The following is a 14,811-nucleotide window of genomic DNA, read 5'->3' as shown; positions in this document are numbered from 1 at the left end:
GCGGCAGTCACGCGGCAATCGGGAGTGGGCGTCCGAAAATCAGACAATCTCGGTACGGCGAAATGTCGGTCCGGTTTTTCAAACAATCGAGATACCAAGCCGAATCGACGGTATCGCCGTAGAGCACGATGCCGGCGATACGCCGATTCTTGATGACCAATTTTTTATAGATATGCAGGGCAGGGTCCTTGAAGACGATCTGCTCGCAGTGTTCGCCGCCATTGAAATCGCCTGCCGAAAACAGATCGATGCCGGTAACCTTGAGCCGGGCTGCCGGCAACAGGCTTTGATAACGCGAATCGTTTCGATGACTCAATTGCCTGGCGCAGACCTTGGCTTGCTCGTAGACCGGCGCGACCAGTCCAAATAATTCGCCGCGATGCTGCACGCATTCGCCGACCGAATAGATCGTAGGATCGCTGGTTTGCATCGTGTCGTCGACGACGATGCCTTGTTCGCAGTCGAGACCGATGGTTTTTGCGAGTGCGATATTCGGCCTGATACCGGTTGCCATGATCAGTAGATCGGCGGGCAGGATGCTGCCGTCGCTCAGTTCGACTTCGGCAATATGACCGCCTTGGCTGATAATGTTCTCGATCGTACAACCCAGCTTGAAATGAAGCCCCTTGGATTCGAGCTGCGCTTTCAAGAGATCGCCGGCCTCGTTATCGAGTTGGCGATTCAATAAATGATCGGCGCGATTGATGACGGTCACATGCATGCCGCGCTGCTTAAGACCGTTGGCGGCTTCCAAACCCAACAAGCCGCCGCCGAGTACGATGGCGTGCCGTTTGCTTCGGCTTTTTGCGATCATCGTTTCGACATCGGCAATTTCGCGAAAACTCATCACGCCATCGGTATCGCGGCCCGGAATCGGTAGAATCAACGGCAGCGAACCGGTTGCGATCAATAACCGGTCGTAAGAAGCTTCCGTGCCGTCCTTTGCGATCACGCGGCGGCGGCTCCGGTCGACATCGACGACGGTTTTACCCGGGCCGCAATGCAGCGTGATATGGTGTTTTCGATACCAGGCAAAGTCGTGAATCATGATGTCATCGATCCGTTTTTCCCCATACAAGACCGGCGTCAACAAGATGCGATTGTAATTCCCGTAAGGTTCGGCGCCGAATACGATGATGTCGTATAAGTCGGGTGCCGATTCGATCAAGGCTTCGACGGTACGCATGCCCGCCATGCCGTTACCGATGACGACCAGTTTTTGTTTCATGACCATTCTCCTCAAAGAAGATGCGGGCGCGTTGACTTTACCGGGTGAATGAATAGCCGAGTTGCGCCGGTAAATCGGTTAAAACGAAATGTTGCCCTGCACCCAAACCTTTTGCGTGTCGTTTTGGGCAAAAGCGGGGGCGTTAGCATCGGAGTCGTAATAGGCGTATTTCAACAAGACGGAATAATGCTTGCCGAACGCCTTGGTGACCTGAAAATCGTATTCGTTGCCGTAATCGATACTACCGCTGTCGTCGGTGAAGTTGTGATAGACGAACATCATATTGGCGCCGAGCACGCTGCTTGCCAAGGTGAAATTGACGTCTCGAATACCGTCGCCAGGCGTTGCCAGAAATCGGTCGGCCCAGCCTTGAAAAGCATGGTTGGTGCCGAGCGGCGTTTGGAAGGCATTGCGCCCGTTGCCATTAAGTTGTTCCATGGCAGCTTTTGCCGTGATGCCGAATAGCGTCAATCCGCCCATCAAGTTGTAACGATCCAATGCGAAGCTGTTCGGATTGTTTTGATAATCGGCTTGATAGCTGTATTCGGCCGTGTAATGCAACGCCAAGTCTTCGTTGATTTGCGGCGAGCCAATCAGTCTAATACCATAGGTTTGGCTGGATCGGCCGAACAACGCCTTGTCTTCGGTATATTTCAACCAGTAACCGTAAGCGGTTGCACTGCCCAAATTGCCGAAGTTGTAATTAACGTTGAGTAAAGGGAGTTCGGTGTTGTCGGTCAACGAAAGAATGTTTCGGACTCTGCCGATATAGCCGGCCCGAATCGTCAAATCGGCAATCGAGGTGTTCGTCACCAACACAGAATCGTAGGTCATCTCCATTTGCCGCCAACCGACGTTACCGATGAAGCGGTCGTCGTCCAGCTTGATGCGTTGCCGGCCGCCCTTGATCAATGTATCCGGAATACCGTTAAAGGTGAGCCAGAGTTGATTCAATTCGTGCCGGTCGGCCGGGTCGGCGACAACATGAAAGCGGCTGTTGCCGGTGGATACGCCATTGTAATCGCGCTGCGCGGCAAAGATATTCTCGTATTCGACGAAACCTTGCCAACCGAATACATTCGGACTCAAATAGCCCAGACGCAAGCGAAAGGTATTGGCATTGGCCGGTTCCGGCGGGGTGCTTTCGGTGTTGGCATGTTCGTAGCGGTAGTTCAGATCGAAAGTAACTTGGCCGTATTTACCGTCGCTTTGTCCAAATTTAAGTGCGTTTTCAATCGTTTCGTCGAAGCCGCCGGCCTGGGCTGACGATGTTATCGCGATTAATGTTGCCGAACAGGCGATATGCCAAGACCTTCGGGTTTTAAGCGGTAAAGCGGTAGCTAATAGCATCGTATTCTCCTTAATGAACATGAAATCGTTTTGATCGCACATGCGATCCATTAGAACGGGCTTAGGCAACACGCGGTTACAGCGAGTACGCATCGCGTAATTTCTTCAAGCACCTTAATGCGTATGGTCGCATTCGGCTAGAAAAGTCAGTAGGCTTTCTCGGTACTGGTAATAATCCGGGTGATCGAGCAAGGCTTGTCGTGTGCGCGGCCTTGGTAGATCGATCGTTTCGATCTTGCCGATCTTCGCGTGCGGACCATTGGTCATCATCACGACCCGGTCGGCGAGCAGGATGGCCTCGTCGACATCGTGGGTCACGACGATCGCTGTTACATGGGTTCGTTCCCAGACTTCCATCAGGACTTCCTGCAATTCCCAACGGGTCAGCGAATCGAGCATGCCGAATGGTTCGTCGAGCAATAACAGTTTCGGCGACAATGCAAAGGCGCGGGCAATGCCGACTCGTTGGCGCATTCCGTTGGAGAGGTCCGCCGCTTTTTTATCTATTGCATCGGCCAGTCCGACGCGGGTTAAGTAATATTCGACGATATCGTCGCGCTCGGATTGCGATGCATGCGGATAAACGTTGTCGACGCCGATCATGACGTTCTCGAAAGCGGTCAACCAGGGAAATAGGCTGGGCGATTGGAATACGACGCCCTTGTCCGGACCGGCACTGTCGATTTCTTTGTTATCCAGCACGATACCGCCTTCGGAAACGTCGGTCAGGCCTGCGGTCATCGACAGTACGGTCGATTTACCGCAGCCCGAATGGCCGATGATCGAGATGAATTCGCCTTTTTTGGCTAACATGTCAAATCCGTCTACAACCTTGACCGTGCTTTTACCGTCGGGTGTCGGATAGATTTTCGAGAGTTGCGAGAATTCCAGATAACGCGGTTTGCCAAGATCGTTTTGTTTGGGTTTTAAAGCTGAGATGTCCAATTTCCAATCGTTGCTGGTGTTGGGTCGAACATCCGGCAAAACAATGTTTTCTTTATCGGACGCGTCGGCTTTTTGCATACCGACACCCATCAAATAGCGAGTGATTTCGGCGCGGAGTTTCTTGAAGGTTTCATCGTGATTCAGCGCGGTTCGGCCGCGCGGTCTTGCCAACGGAATCTTGAAGCTGGGCCCGAATGTCGCGCCGGGTCCGGGATTCAGTGCGATGACGCGATCGGCCATATAGATCGCCTCGTCGACATCGTTCGTGATCAAAATGACGGTTTTCTTTTCCGCTTGCCAAATTGCGAGGATTTCGTCCTGAAGTTTGCCGCGCGTCAGCGCATCTAATGCGCTCAAGGGTTCGTCCAACAACAAGATATCGGGATTGGCGGCCAAGGCCCGGGCCACATTGACGCGTTGACGCATGCCGCCCGACAATTCGGCCGGTTTTTTGGTTATTGCAGCACCTAAATTGACCATGCGTACGTATTTTTCGGTATGCGCTTTACGCCGGTCGGCAGGCCAATCCTTGAAGCGTTGATCGACGGCCAGTGCGACATTGTCGAATACGGTCAGCCAAGGCAGCAGCGAATAATTTTGAAAGACCACGCAACGGTCAGGCCCCGGTCCCTTGATCGGCCGGCCTTGTTTAAGCACCTCGCCGCTGTCGGCCTCGATCAATCCTGCGATCGTTGAGATCAGCGTGGTCTTGCCGCTGCCTGAAAAACCGACGATCGCGATAAATTCGCCTGCCTCGATGTCCAGATTGATGTTTTTCAATACCGGCGTTTTACCCTTGCCCTCGCCGTAGGATTTATAAACGTTTTTGAGTTGTAAGAAAGGTTTCAAGGAATGGACCTTGGCTAAGGGTGCTGCGGGTGCCGGCGTGTCGATTGATTCGTCATCGATACGTAAGAGTCGGGATGTTTTCATGTCGGTCTCCGGGTCAGAGTGTTTTGCCGAAGGAGAAGGCTTGTTGCAGCGAATGCATGATGCGGTCCAGCATGAACCCGATGATGCCGATCGTGAATACCGCGACCATGATACGGCCTAAGGAATTCGAGCTGCCGTTTTGAAACTCGTCCCAGATAAACTTTCCAAGGCCTGGGTTTTGTGCGAGCATTTCGGCCGCGATCAGCACCATCCAGCCAACCCCAAGCGACATGCGCATGCCGGTGAAGATATAGGGTAAGGCCGAGGGTAGTACGATCTTCTTGATCTGCGTGCTCCAGTTGAGACGAAGGACTTTGCCGACATTGACCAAATCCTTGTCGATCGACGAGACGCCGACCGCGGTGTTGATCAGCGTCGGCCATAACGAGCATAGCGTGACGGTAATTGCCGAGGTCAAAAAGGCTTTTTCGAACCATGAATCGTCCGTTGTGATGTAGACCGCGCTGACAACCAGCGTCACAATCGGCAACCAAGCGAGCGGCGAAACCGGTTTGAAGATCTGAATCATTGGGTTGATCGCGGTATTAATGACCGGGCTCATGCCGCAAAGAATACCGAGCGGCACAGCAATCAATGTTGCAATGATAAAGCCCGTGAATACGGTATAAAGACTGGTCAAAATTTGGTCGAAGTAAGTCGGTTTGCCGGTATAGGGCCGTGTTTTGATTTCGGCTTGCGGGTCGCGCGCCAACTTTTGTTGATTGCGGATTTTTTGGCGCTCGTAGAATGCGGCCATTTTTTCTCTTTCGGCATGATGGGCGTCGATCAGTCCCTGCGCTTCATGCCATACGGCTTTTGGTCCCGGAATCGCGCCCAAACTGGTTTGGATTTTTACGGCCGAGGCATTCCAAAGGCCAAGGAATACGACGAAAGCCAGTATCGGCACGATGATCGTCAAACCGATTTGCCGCATTTGCTGCTGCGGATTTTCGCCTGTACAAAGCTTGACGAACGGTACGAACCAGGTCAGCCCGGTCACGTTGAAAAATTTGATTAATGTAGTCGACATGGAGAACCTCTTTGTCTAACCAACGGTCATGTTTAGTCATGAATGTCTAAAAAAATGACGCGTCCTTGCGCCTAGGCGACATTCGATGTCACTATCGGAAGGGGTTGTTCTTTATTTAGGATTCGGTCATAAATAACTTCCCTATTTTTAATGCACGGTAAGCAAGTTCGGTAACTCGATTGACAGGTGTCGGCGGCAGGGCAGATTTTTGCTCCTGCAAAATCTGCATTCATGCCATCCATGGCAATCAGTCACCGCTGTCAAGCCTACACGGACGTATTCACCCAGCACCTAAATTCCATAGCCTTTTGGCTATGGTAACTATCTTGCATAATTTAGGTGCTGGGTTCACGGCGTCCTGTCAAGCGAGTTACCGAACCCGCTACAAAACGCATAGCTCCAGGAAGTTATTTTTCACGAAATCCTTACTTGTTTTATTCGGAGCGATGCGCCGTCATTGGCTGATTTTTCCGTCTTTCATTATTTCTTTGCCTTTCAGACCGATTGTGAATTTCGTTAGGTATTCGTTCGGTTTGCTGCCGTCGTAAACAATGTCGTCGATAAAATCAGCTTGCGGCGGTTTGAATCCGGTTTCGTTTTCAGGCGGAAAATCGCTTGCCTTGGCTTTACCTTCGGCAATCAATTCTTTTGCGGCGGCCCTATAGATATCCGGGCGATAAACTTTTTTAGCCGTTTCTACGAACCATTCGTCGGATTTGGGTTCGTTGATCTGTCCCCAGCGGCGCATTTGCGTCAGAAACCAGATTGCATCGCTGTAATAGGGATACGTGGCGTGATAACGGAAAAATACATTGAAATCGGGCAGTGAACGGACATCGCCTTTTTCATATTCAAAAGACCCGGTCATGCTGTTTGCGATCACTTCGTAGTCGGCGCCGACATAACGGCTGTCAGAGATAATCTTGGCTGCTTCTTTGCGGTTCTTATTGTTTTCGGCGTCGAGCCATATCGCCGCGCGAATCAGCGCCTTGACGATGGCCAAGTGTGTGTTCGGGTTTTTATCGGCCCAGGTTTTACTGACACCGAATACTTTTTCAGGATTGTTCTTCCAAATTTCATAATTGGTCACGACGGGTACCCCGATGCCTTTGAACACCGCTTGCTGGTTCCACGGCTCGCCGACGCAATAACCGTAAATCGTGCCGGCTTCGAGAGTGGCTGGCATTTGTGGCGGCGGAGTGACAGACAGCAGAACTTCGGCATTAAGTTGCCCGGTCGTTTCTCCCGGCGGCGCGTAATAACCTGGTTGTATACCGCTGGCCGCCAACCAATATCGCAGTTCGTAGTTATGCGTCGAAACCGGAAATACCATGCCCATATTGAACGGTTTGCCTTCGGCCTTGAATTTTTCGATAACCGGTTTCAAAGATTCGGCTTTGATTGGATGCACCGGCTTGCCGTCTTGCATTGGTACATGCGGTTTCATTTGTTGCCAGATGTCGTTCGAAACGGTCACGGCATTGCCGTTCAGGTCCATGCTAAACGCGGTAATCACATCGGCTTTCGTGCCGAAACCAATTGTCGCGCCCAAGGGTTGTCCCGCTAGCATATGCGCGCCGTCCAACTCGCCGTTGATAACGCGGTCGAGCAAAACTTTCCAATTAGCTTGGGCTTCTAATTGCACATAAAGGCCTTCATCTTCGAAAAACCTTTTTTCATAGGCGATGGCCAAGGGCGCCATATCGGTTAGCTTAATGAAACCCAATTTTAGGTCTTCTTTTTCGAGGTTTTCTACCGAAGCAGCATTCGTGCTTGCCATAAGCAAAAAGGCTGCGGTAGCCGCCAATATGGTCGGTCGTCGTTTAGCGTTGGATACTAAGTTTGAGTTCATGATCGGTTCCGCAAATATAAAATTCAGGCAAAAAAAAGGCGTCTGCCATGCGATACGAGGGGTTATCGCATGAGAGACGCCTTTGTCCGGTTTGCTCGACAGTGAGCTTGTCAGTTACTCCGTCGTTGGAGATTTATTAATATTTAAGCAAATGGAATGCCAATAGTGAGATGGTTTCGGAATAGTAATTAATAATTCAATAATAACAATAGGCTATGGTTGGATTGGATTTGAGGAGGGAGTAAGGGCGGTTTTCCCCTGGGCAAGCGATGACATGATTTAGTGCAGCGATATTCATTGCCAGGGTAGTACGGCACCAAATGTGTGCGTTGACGTTAGAAGAACGGTTTCGAGCAGATTATTCTCTTTTGATTGAAAAAACGTCTAAGAACAAAAGGTAAGGGATGCGTCTACCGAGGACCGCCGTTCACCCAGCACCTAAATTATTCCAGATAGTTAATCATAGCCAATGGGCTATGGAATTTAGGTGCTGGGTAAACTCATCCATGGGAGCTTGACGGCAGCAATCGAACGCCAAGGATGGCGTGAATGCAGATTTTGCATGGAGCAATAATCTGCCCTGCTGCCCACATCCTCGCTAGCCACGCCCCATACCTTCATAAAGTTAGCTAATTTTTGAGTATAAAGGGAGTAAAATAACTCAGTGGAGATTCTTTGGTCCGGCTAATCTACCATAGCAATATATACACTCAGCTATTTCTAATTCAATGTCTGACTAGAGCGAAAAAATGGAATGCGGAATTCGGTACCGGCAGAAAAGATTGGGGAAACGCCAAAGTGCATTAGCGCAAATTGCTCGTGTGCCGGCTGGGTAGATAGAGATGCTCCTCTTATTATCCGATCCTTATTATATCTTTCGCATTGCAAATTTCGGCAAAGCTTAGGGGGGCATTCCAGTGCCGAATTTTGATCTATGAAGAGTATGTCGTCAAAGGTGTGTCATTATGAATCCAAACAAAAAACGTATCCTCATCGTCGGCGGCGTTGCCGGCGGAGCGACTTGCGCGGCGCGTGCGCGGAGACTTTGCGAAACCTGCGATATTGTCGTATTCGAACGAGGCCAACACGTTTCGTTCGCCAATTGCGGCCTGCCTTACTTCGTCGGTGACGTAATCGAGTCCGAAGCAAAGCTGCTAGTGGCTAGTCCGGATTTGTTTGAGCACCGTTTCAATATCGAAGTTCATACCGAAACCGAAGTCACGCGCATTAATCGGCAAGCGCGAACGATAGAAGTGCGTGATTTGAAAACGGATACGTACCGCGAAGAAGCCTATGATGCCCTGGTTTTGGCGACCGGCGCCCAGCCGATCCGTCCGCCCTTGCCGGGCATCGATCTGCCGGGTGTCTATGTCTTGCGCAATATTCCGGATAGTCGAAAGATCAAAGCCGCCACTGCTCAGGCAACGCGCGCCCTGATCGTCGGAGGTGGTTTCATCGGACTCGAAATGGCCGAAAATCTGGTGGCATTGGGACTCGATGTCACATTACTCGAATTGGCCGATCAAGTGCTGCCGCCGTTGGATGCTGAAATAGCAAGCTATGCCTCGGAGAGGCTGAGAGCCAACGGCGTCGAATTGAGACTCGGCGAGAGCGCCGTGTCTTTCGAACGGCACCCGGAACGCGGCTTGATCTTGCACACTTCGAAAGGCGCAACGCTCAACACCGATCTGGTCATCCTGGGAATCGGCGTGCGCCCCGAAGCCACGCTGGCTCGGGAGGCCGGATTGGAACTGGGCGAGCTCGGCGGAATCCGGGTCGATCCCTACATGCGGACGAACGATCCGGCGATTTGGGCGGTCGGCGATGTCGTCGAAGTCAAAAACCGGGTCACCGAGCAATGGCAACTGGTTCCGCTCGCGGGGCCTGCGAACCGGCAGGGGCGGGTTGCGGCTACGGCAATCATTCATGATTTTTCATGCGGAGAAAAAGAAGCATTGCCGCCCTTGACTTTCGATGGCGTGTTGGGAACCGCCGTATGCGAGGTTTTCGGGCTCACCGTTGCCTGCACCGGCGCCAGCGAAAAACTATTGAAGCGGCTCGGTATGGATTTCGAGAAGGTCTATTTGCATCCAGGTCACCATTCCAGTTATTTCCCTGGCGCGAAACCGATACACATCAAGTTATTGTTCTCGAAGACCGACAACAAGATTTTGGGCGCGCAAGCCGTCGGCGAGAAGGATGTCACGCGGCCGATCGACGTCATCGCGACGGCGCTGATGCAAGGAGCCACGATATTCGATCTGGAGAATCTGGAGCTTTGTTATGCGCCGCAGTTCGGCGCGGCCAAAGACCCGGTCAACGTCGCCGGCATGTTGGCCGGCAACCATCAGCGCGGCGATTTTCCTTTGGCGAACTGGGACGAGCTGGAGACAACCCCGGCCTTGTTGGTCGATGTGCGCAGCGCGGATGAATATGCCGGCGGCCATGTTCCGGCCGCGCAAAACTTACCGCTGGAATCGTTACGCGACCGGATTCAGGAGTTACCGACGGATCGTGATATCTGGTTGATCTGCGGTGTCGGGCAGCGCGCTTATTATGCGTATCGTCTTTTGACGCAAAACGGCTTGCGGGTCAAAGTATTGTCCGGCGGCATGCAGACTTATTCCGCAAGAAAGCGGGCGATGTAAGCAAGGGGATAGTTACGTTTGGAGGCAACATAGAGCCCGTTTCCGCTAAAAATAGTCGACAATATCTCGCCTCACTGATCGATCGCGAAAGCCCGACACTTGCCGTTATGCCAATAGAATCCGATAAGAAGCAAGATTTTATTGCCAACAGAATGAGGAGCAACTCATGATCGTATTCGGACCGGTACCGTCAAGACGCCTCGGGCGTAGCTTGGGAATCAATAATATACCGCCAAAACACTGCTCTTATTCGTGCTTATATTGCCAGGTAGGGCCGACAAAAGCCACGGAAATTCGGCAGCGTGCGTTTTACGAACCTGAGTATCTATTCGATGAGATCGCAAAGCATCTTGAAAAGCTTAAGCGATGCGGCGAAACGGTCGATTATCTGACTTTCGTTCCGGACGGGGAACCGACACTGGATGCCGGTCTTGGCAGAGCGATCGAATTGCTGCGTGTTCTTGATATCAAAATTGCCGTGATTTCCAATGCCTCGTTGATCAGCGAACGCCAGGTTCGTGAAAACCTCAAGTTGGCGGACTGGGTATCGTTGAAAGTGGATGCGGTCGACCGTGCTATTTGGCAATGCATCAATCGGCCGCACGAAGAACTCGATTTGGAGCTTATCTTGTCGGGAATGCTGACATTCGCCGGCGAATTCACGGGAACACTGGCGACCGAAACGATGCTGCTCGAGGGTATCAATACCGGGCAAGACTCTACGAAGCGTCTGGCGTCTTTTTTGCTGAAATTGGCGCCCGAGATAGTCTATCTCTCCATACCGACACGTCCGACCGCGGATAGCAACGTCCGCGCGGCTTGCGCGGCTTGCGCGGAGACGCTGACTCGTGTCTACCAAACCGTCAATGAGGTGATGCCTCGCGTCGAATTACTGACCGGCTATGAAGGCAATTTCTTTTCGTCGACCGGCGATTTTGTCGAGGATATCCTAGCGATTACTGCAGTGCATCCGATGCGCAAGGATGCCGTCATGAAGTTACTGGAAAAGAATCATCAGGACTGGAGGGCTGTTGAAGTTCTGTTGAGTCAAGGAAAGTTACAGGAAGTCGACTATCAAGGGTACAGTTTTTATGTAAGAAGCAGTCTTTAAATTAGGCTATGTTCGCGTTAGCAGTTGCAACGGTTCTCTTTTCTAATAAATAAATCATTTAGGCAATAGTCAATGATTGCTTTCCAATATACTGATCGTGGAAGAGGGTACGATTACTCGCCTGACAGGACGCCGTAAACCCAGCACCTAAATTCCATAGCCTATTGGCCATGATTAATTTTATAGATAATTTAGGTGTTGGGTGAATGCAGATTTTGCATTACGCCATGGATGGCGTGTATTAGGTCAATGCAGGGCAGAAAAATGCTCCTGCATTTTCTGCATTCGTTACATCCTTGTAACTCAGCAATTGCCCAGGAGCAAAAATCTGCCCTGCCGGCGACGCCTGCCAATCGAGTTATCGAATCTGCTTACCTTGCATTATAAATAGGGAAATTATTTATGACCAAATCCTTAGTGGGTCGATGCGTAAAGCCGTTGAATTTCTTTATATCGATTTGCTGCATCGTTTAAAGCACTTCTGGCCGATACTAGGTCATCGTTTTTTACCGCGCTACGTGCTTTTTTCAGTACGCTGCTGGCTCGGTTGCGTTTGACGTCCAGGGCATTGTTGGCTATGTCCTTTTGCAACTGCCGGGCGTCGCTGATTAAGTCGATCAATACGGCTTTATCTGTGTCGTTATCTAGTGCGCTTTGTGCTTCTTCGACTTTGGCCAGCGTATTTTCGATAGCGGCTTTGACGTCGGCATAGGTTGGATTGGTAACCGCAAAAGCGCTGTTCGACAAAGCACCGAGCAGGAATGGAAACAGAATTTTAGCGAATGTGTTCATAGAAAACCTCAGAAATGAAAAAACAAGATATATAGCCTGGAGATTATTAGTGGCTTCGGAAGCAAAGCGTTGAGTCAATCTCAAGGTGTGGTGATAGTCTATCTTAAAAAAGGACTAATTAGAACTAAAAAGGTTCTAACCAGAACAAATATTTAAAATCAGTTCCCTTGCTCTCATGCTAAGGATTATCGGTAATGTACTCAAATATAATTAAAATCATATGCTTGGGTAATATATCGGAGGTCGGTTAGGAGTTTTTTACGTCAGCGACTCCGATAACATTTGGGCGGCAAGACTTGCCGAAATAAACAGGTAGACTAAAACTTGGTGTTCATATAGAGGTTTTCAATAGTTTTGTATGACTGCATCGCGGCAGGTTTCATGGTGAAAGCTTGCCGGGCTTATCGTTTGGCGCTATCCTAATCGTTCTGATTAGAACTTTTTAATTGATCGCGTGACAGTCTCTTCTACATTCCCAAGCGTGTTGCGTGACTTATTACGCACACATCAAGCCTTTTTATCTTATGCGGCGGTTCATGTTCAAAAATTCGATCTGACCTTGCCCCAGTACGATGTCATCATCACCCTGGGTGGTACGGAAGGCATGACGCCTAAAAAACTGGGTGAAGAAACGCTGATCACGAAAGGCACGTTGACCGGAGTCGTCTGCCGATTGGAGGATAAAGGACTCGTTCGGCGCTGCGCTTCCGCGAAGGATGGCCGTAGCCTAATAATCAGTTTGACCGAGGCTGGAAAAGATATCTATGAACGATCTTATCCGGAACATTTACGTTACATCGGCCGTTTGTTCGACGATTATGAATCCGAAGAAATAGGGGCGCTCGAGGCTAGTCTGGTGCGCTTATACCAAGCAATCGCGGCTGCGCGGAATGAGGAAAAGGGCGCGGGTGACGATTGAAAGGATTTTAACCAAGAAAACGAATTTCACCGTGAAGAACAAGACGTTAATTCAATAACTTGTTATGCGTTTGTATGGCACTTTTTTTACCCAAGAGGATAGCGGAAATATTTAGGTAATCTCTTGAAATACTTCATTACTTTCATGTGCTTCATGATTAAGTTGCCGTAATTAGGTTTACGGTTGTTTATCTCGGTAGCTTAGGAAAACGAAACATAGCTGCCCCATTTGATTTTTCGGTTTGATGACCTTTAAGTAACAATCGCTATAAACTTTTCATCATTATCAACAATCGCTAAACTATGCTTTTTTTCAAGAGCGCTCCGGCTCTTAATATTTCGATAAATGACAACCGACAATAATGTGACGACTCTTTTTCCCCTGCCGCAAAACCACCCGCAGCGTTTCGTATTGCACAACGAAGTTCATGCCCGCGCATCTTTGAATCTCGAATTGCCGATCAGGGCCAGTCATCTGGCCTTGTTGTTGACGAGCGATGAAAAACAGCGCGAACGCGATCATCTGAGCAAGCTCTGCGAGCGGTATGGCAAGCCCTGTCCCGAAAAAGATGCTAGCCATTTGAGTGAAACCTTCGATACGTTCGAGATCCGGTGGGAGCAGCATAGTGAATTCAGCACCTACACGTTTTACGTAGCGAATACGCCGGCCGATCCGTTTTCCGACCCTGCGTTGAAAAAAGTGCCGGTCGATTGGCTTTCCGAATTGCCGGGTCAATTGATGGTTGCCGCGCATGCCGCAATCCAACCCGCGGCTGTCGTCAAGAACGGCGACGGTCTCGATATGGCCGCGATTTCCGCCTGTTTCGCGAACAATCCGGTCGTCGGTTCCAGCGTGACCGGCGGGGACGCCCAGGTATTCACCGATTTTAGGGTGCATGTCGACGGATTCAGCCGTTTTCTGATCGTCGACCACAATTTGCGCTCAGCGCAGGCAGGGCGATTGCTGCATCGTCTGTTCGAAATCGAAGTCTACCGAGTGATGGCACTGCTGGCATTCCCAATTGCGAAAAAGCTCGCCCCGGAACTGAGACGGGCCAACCAAAAGCTTTATACAATCACGAATGCGATGGCGCAATCGGACAACAGCAAAGACGCAGGTCTGTTGGACGAATTGACGACGTTAGCTGCCGAAATCGAAAACCATATTTCGACGCATCTGTTTCGCTTCACGGCCGCAAGCGCTTACTATCAGCTCGTCGGTCAGCGCCTCGAAGATTTACGCGAAGTCCGGATTCAAGGCATACAGACGCTCGGTGAATTCATTCGGAGGCGCATGGAACCGGCGATGAGCACTTGCTATTCGACCTCCAAACGCTTCACGTCCCTGTCCGAAAGAGTCGGCAATGCGAGCCAATTACTGCGAACCCGCGTCGATATAGTGATCGAACGACAGAACCAAGGCTTGCTAACCTCGATGGCGCGCCGCGCGAAAATGCAGTTCAAGATGCAGCAGACCGTCGAAGGCATTTCGATCGTCGCGATCACCTATTACGCGACAGGACTGATCGGCTCGGTATCCAAGGCGCTACGTGCGGCCGGTTGGCCGGTTAATCCGGAGCTGGCAGTAGGCGCGGCGATTCCGTTCGTGATGATAGCGGTCGCATTGGGCCTGAAACGGATTCACAAGATGATCGAAAAAACGAGCGAGGAATGAAGCCGAGTAGGTCGGGTTAGCGATAGCTAATCTTCTACATTTTAAGGCGTTCCATTTTTAATTGTTGGTTTTGGAAATGCTTTTGCCTGAAATTCCGGTTTCCCGAGGCCAGCAAACCAAAGTTTGCGAATCAATCGTTCCTAAACTAAGGACTGAACAACAAAAAAATCCAAATTTGGAGACAGGGGCGCGTTTTCGATTCGGCTATGTAATTTGTTAGTTGAATAGAGGCCGTTGGAGTGGGGAAATTAAACCTGACCTTGTGGTGTATCCCCACAAAATAGCCAAATAAAACAATTTGCTATGGCTGAAAATTGATAAATATATTG

General features: G+C 50.4%; 10 protein-coding genes. 4 read left to right on the top strand and 6 right to left on the bottom strand.

What is annotated here, in order from left to right; all coding sequences use genetic code 11:
* Positions 1-7: 7 nt before the first annotated feature.
* The 5 genes from ACRJJO_RS05330 to ACRJJO_RS05310 form a co-directional block, all read right to left on the bottom strand.
* Positions 8-1,228, bottom strand: a complete 1,221-nt coding sequence (locus ACRJJO_RS05330) for an NAD(P)/FAD-dependent oxidoreductase (RefSeq protein WP_431064861.1) — start codon at positions 1,226-1,228, stop codon at positions 8-10.
* Positions 1,229-1,306: 78 nt separating this feature from the next.
* The gene (locus ACRJJO_RS05325; protein WP_431064860.1) at positions 1,307-2,578 is read right to left on the bottom strand and encodes an alginate export family protein; all 1,272 of its coding nucleotides are present in this window, start codon (positions 2,576-2,578) and stop codon (positions 1,307-1,309) included.
* Positions 2,579-2,692: 114 nt separating this feature from the next.
* On the bottom strand, positions 2,693-4,456 hold the full coding sequence (locus ACRJJO_RS05320; RefSeq protein ID WP_431064859.1) for an ABC transporter ATP-binding protein: 1,764 nt from the start codon (positions 4,454-4,456) through the stop codon (positions 2,693-2,695).
* Between the two features lie 13 nt (positions 4,457-4,469).
* Positions 4,470-5,486 carry an ABC transporter permease gene (locus tag ACRJJO_RS05315; protein WP_431064858.1) on the bottom strand — a complete coding sequence of 339 codons (1,017 nt, stop codon included), beginning with the start codon at positions 5,484-5,486 and terminating at the stop codon, positions 4,470-4,472.
* Between the two features lie 454 nt (positions 5,487-5,940).
* On the bottom strand, positions 5,941-7,338 hold the full coding sequence (locus tag ACRJJO_RS05310; protein ID WP_431064857.1) for a CmpA/NrtA family ABC transporter substrate-binding protein: 1,398 nt from the start codon (positions 7,336-7,338) through the stop codon (positions 5,941-5,943).
* A 965-nt stretch (positions 7,339-8,303) separates the two neighbouring features.
* Between ACRJJO_RS05310 and ACRJJO_RS05305 the strand changes: the two genes are divergently transcribed.
* Positions 8,304-9,986 carry an FAD-dependent oxidoreductase gene (locus ACRJJO_RS05305; protein WP_431064856.1) on the top strand — a complete coding sequence of 561 codons (1,683 nt, stop codon included), beginning with the start codon at positions 8,304-8,306 and terminating at the stop codon, positions 9,984-9,986.
* 166 nt (positions 9,987-10,152) lie between these two features.
* A complete protein-coding gene (locus tag ACRJJO_RS05300; protein WP_431064855.1) occupies positions 10,153-11,097 on the top strand; it encodes a radical SAM protein in 945 nt (314 codons plus the stop codon).
* A gap of 414 nt (positions 11,098-11,511) precedes the next feature.
* Here ACRJJO_RS05300 and ACRJJO_RS05295 read toward each other — a convergent pair whose 3' ends face one another.
* Positions 11,512-11,889 (bottom strand): hypothetical protein, encoded by a 378-nt coding sequence (locus ACRJJO_RS05295; protein ID WP_431064854.1) that lies wholly within the window; start codon positions 11,887-11,889, stop codon positions 11,512-11,514.
* A gap of 454 nt (positions 11,890-12,343) precedes the next feature.
* Here ACRJJO_RS05295 and ACRJJO_RS05290 point away from each other — a divergent pair, with 454 nt between their 5' ends.
* Positions 12,344-12,808 (top strand): MarR family winged helix-turn-helix transcriptional regulator, encoded by a 465-nt coding sequence (locus ACRJJO_RS05290; protein ID WP_431064853.1) that lies wholly within the window; start codon positions 12,344-12,346, stop codon positions 12,806-12,808.
* Positions 12,809-13,153: 345 nt separating this feature from the next.
* A complete protein-coding gene (locus ACRJJO_RS05285) occupies positions 13,154-14,482 on the top strand; it encodes a DUF3422 family protein (RefSeq protein ID WP_431064852.1) in 1,329 nt (442 codons plus the stop codon).
* The last annotated feature ends 329 nt before the right edge of the window (positions 14,483-14,811 follow it).

Origin of the sequence: Methylotuvimicrobium sp. (assembly GCF_050611805.1) — a bacterium.
GTDB lineage: Bacteria > Pseudomonadota > Gammaproteobacteria > Methylococcales > Methylomonadaceae > Methylotuvimicrobium.
This window is presented reverse-complemented; position numbering and strand designations above follow the sequence as displayed.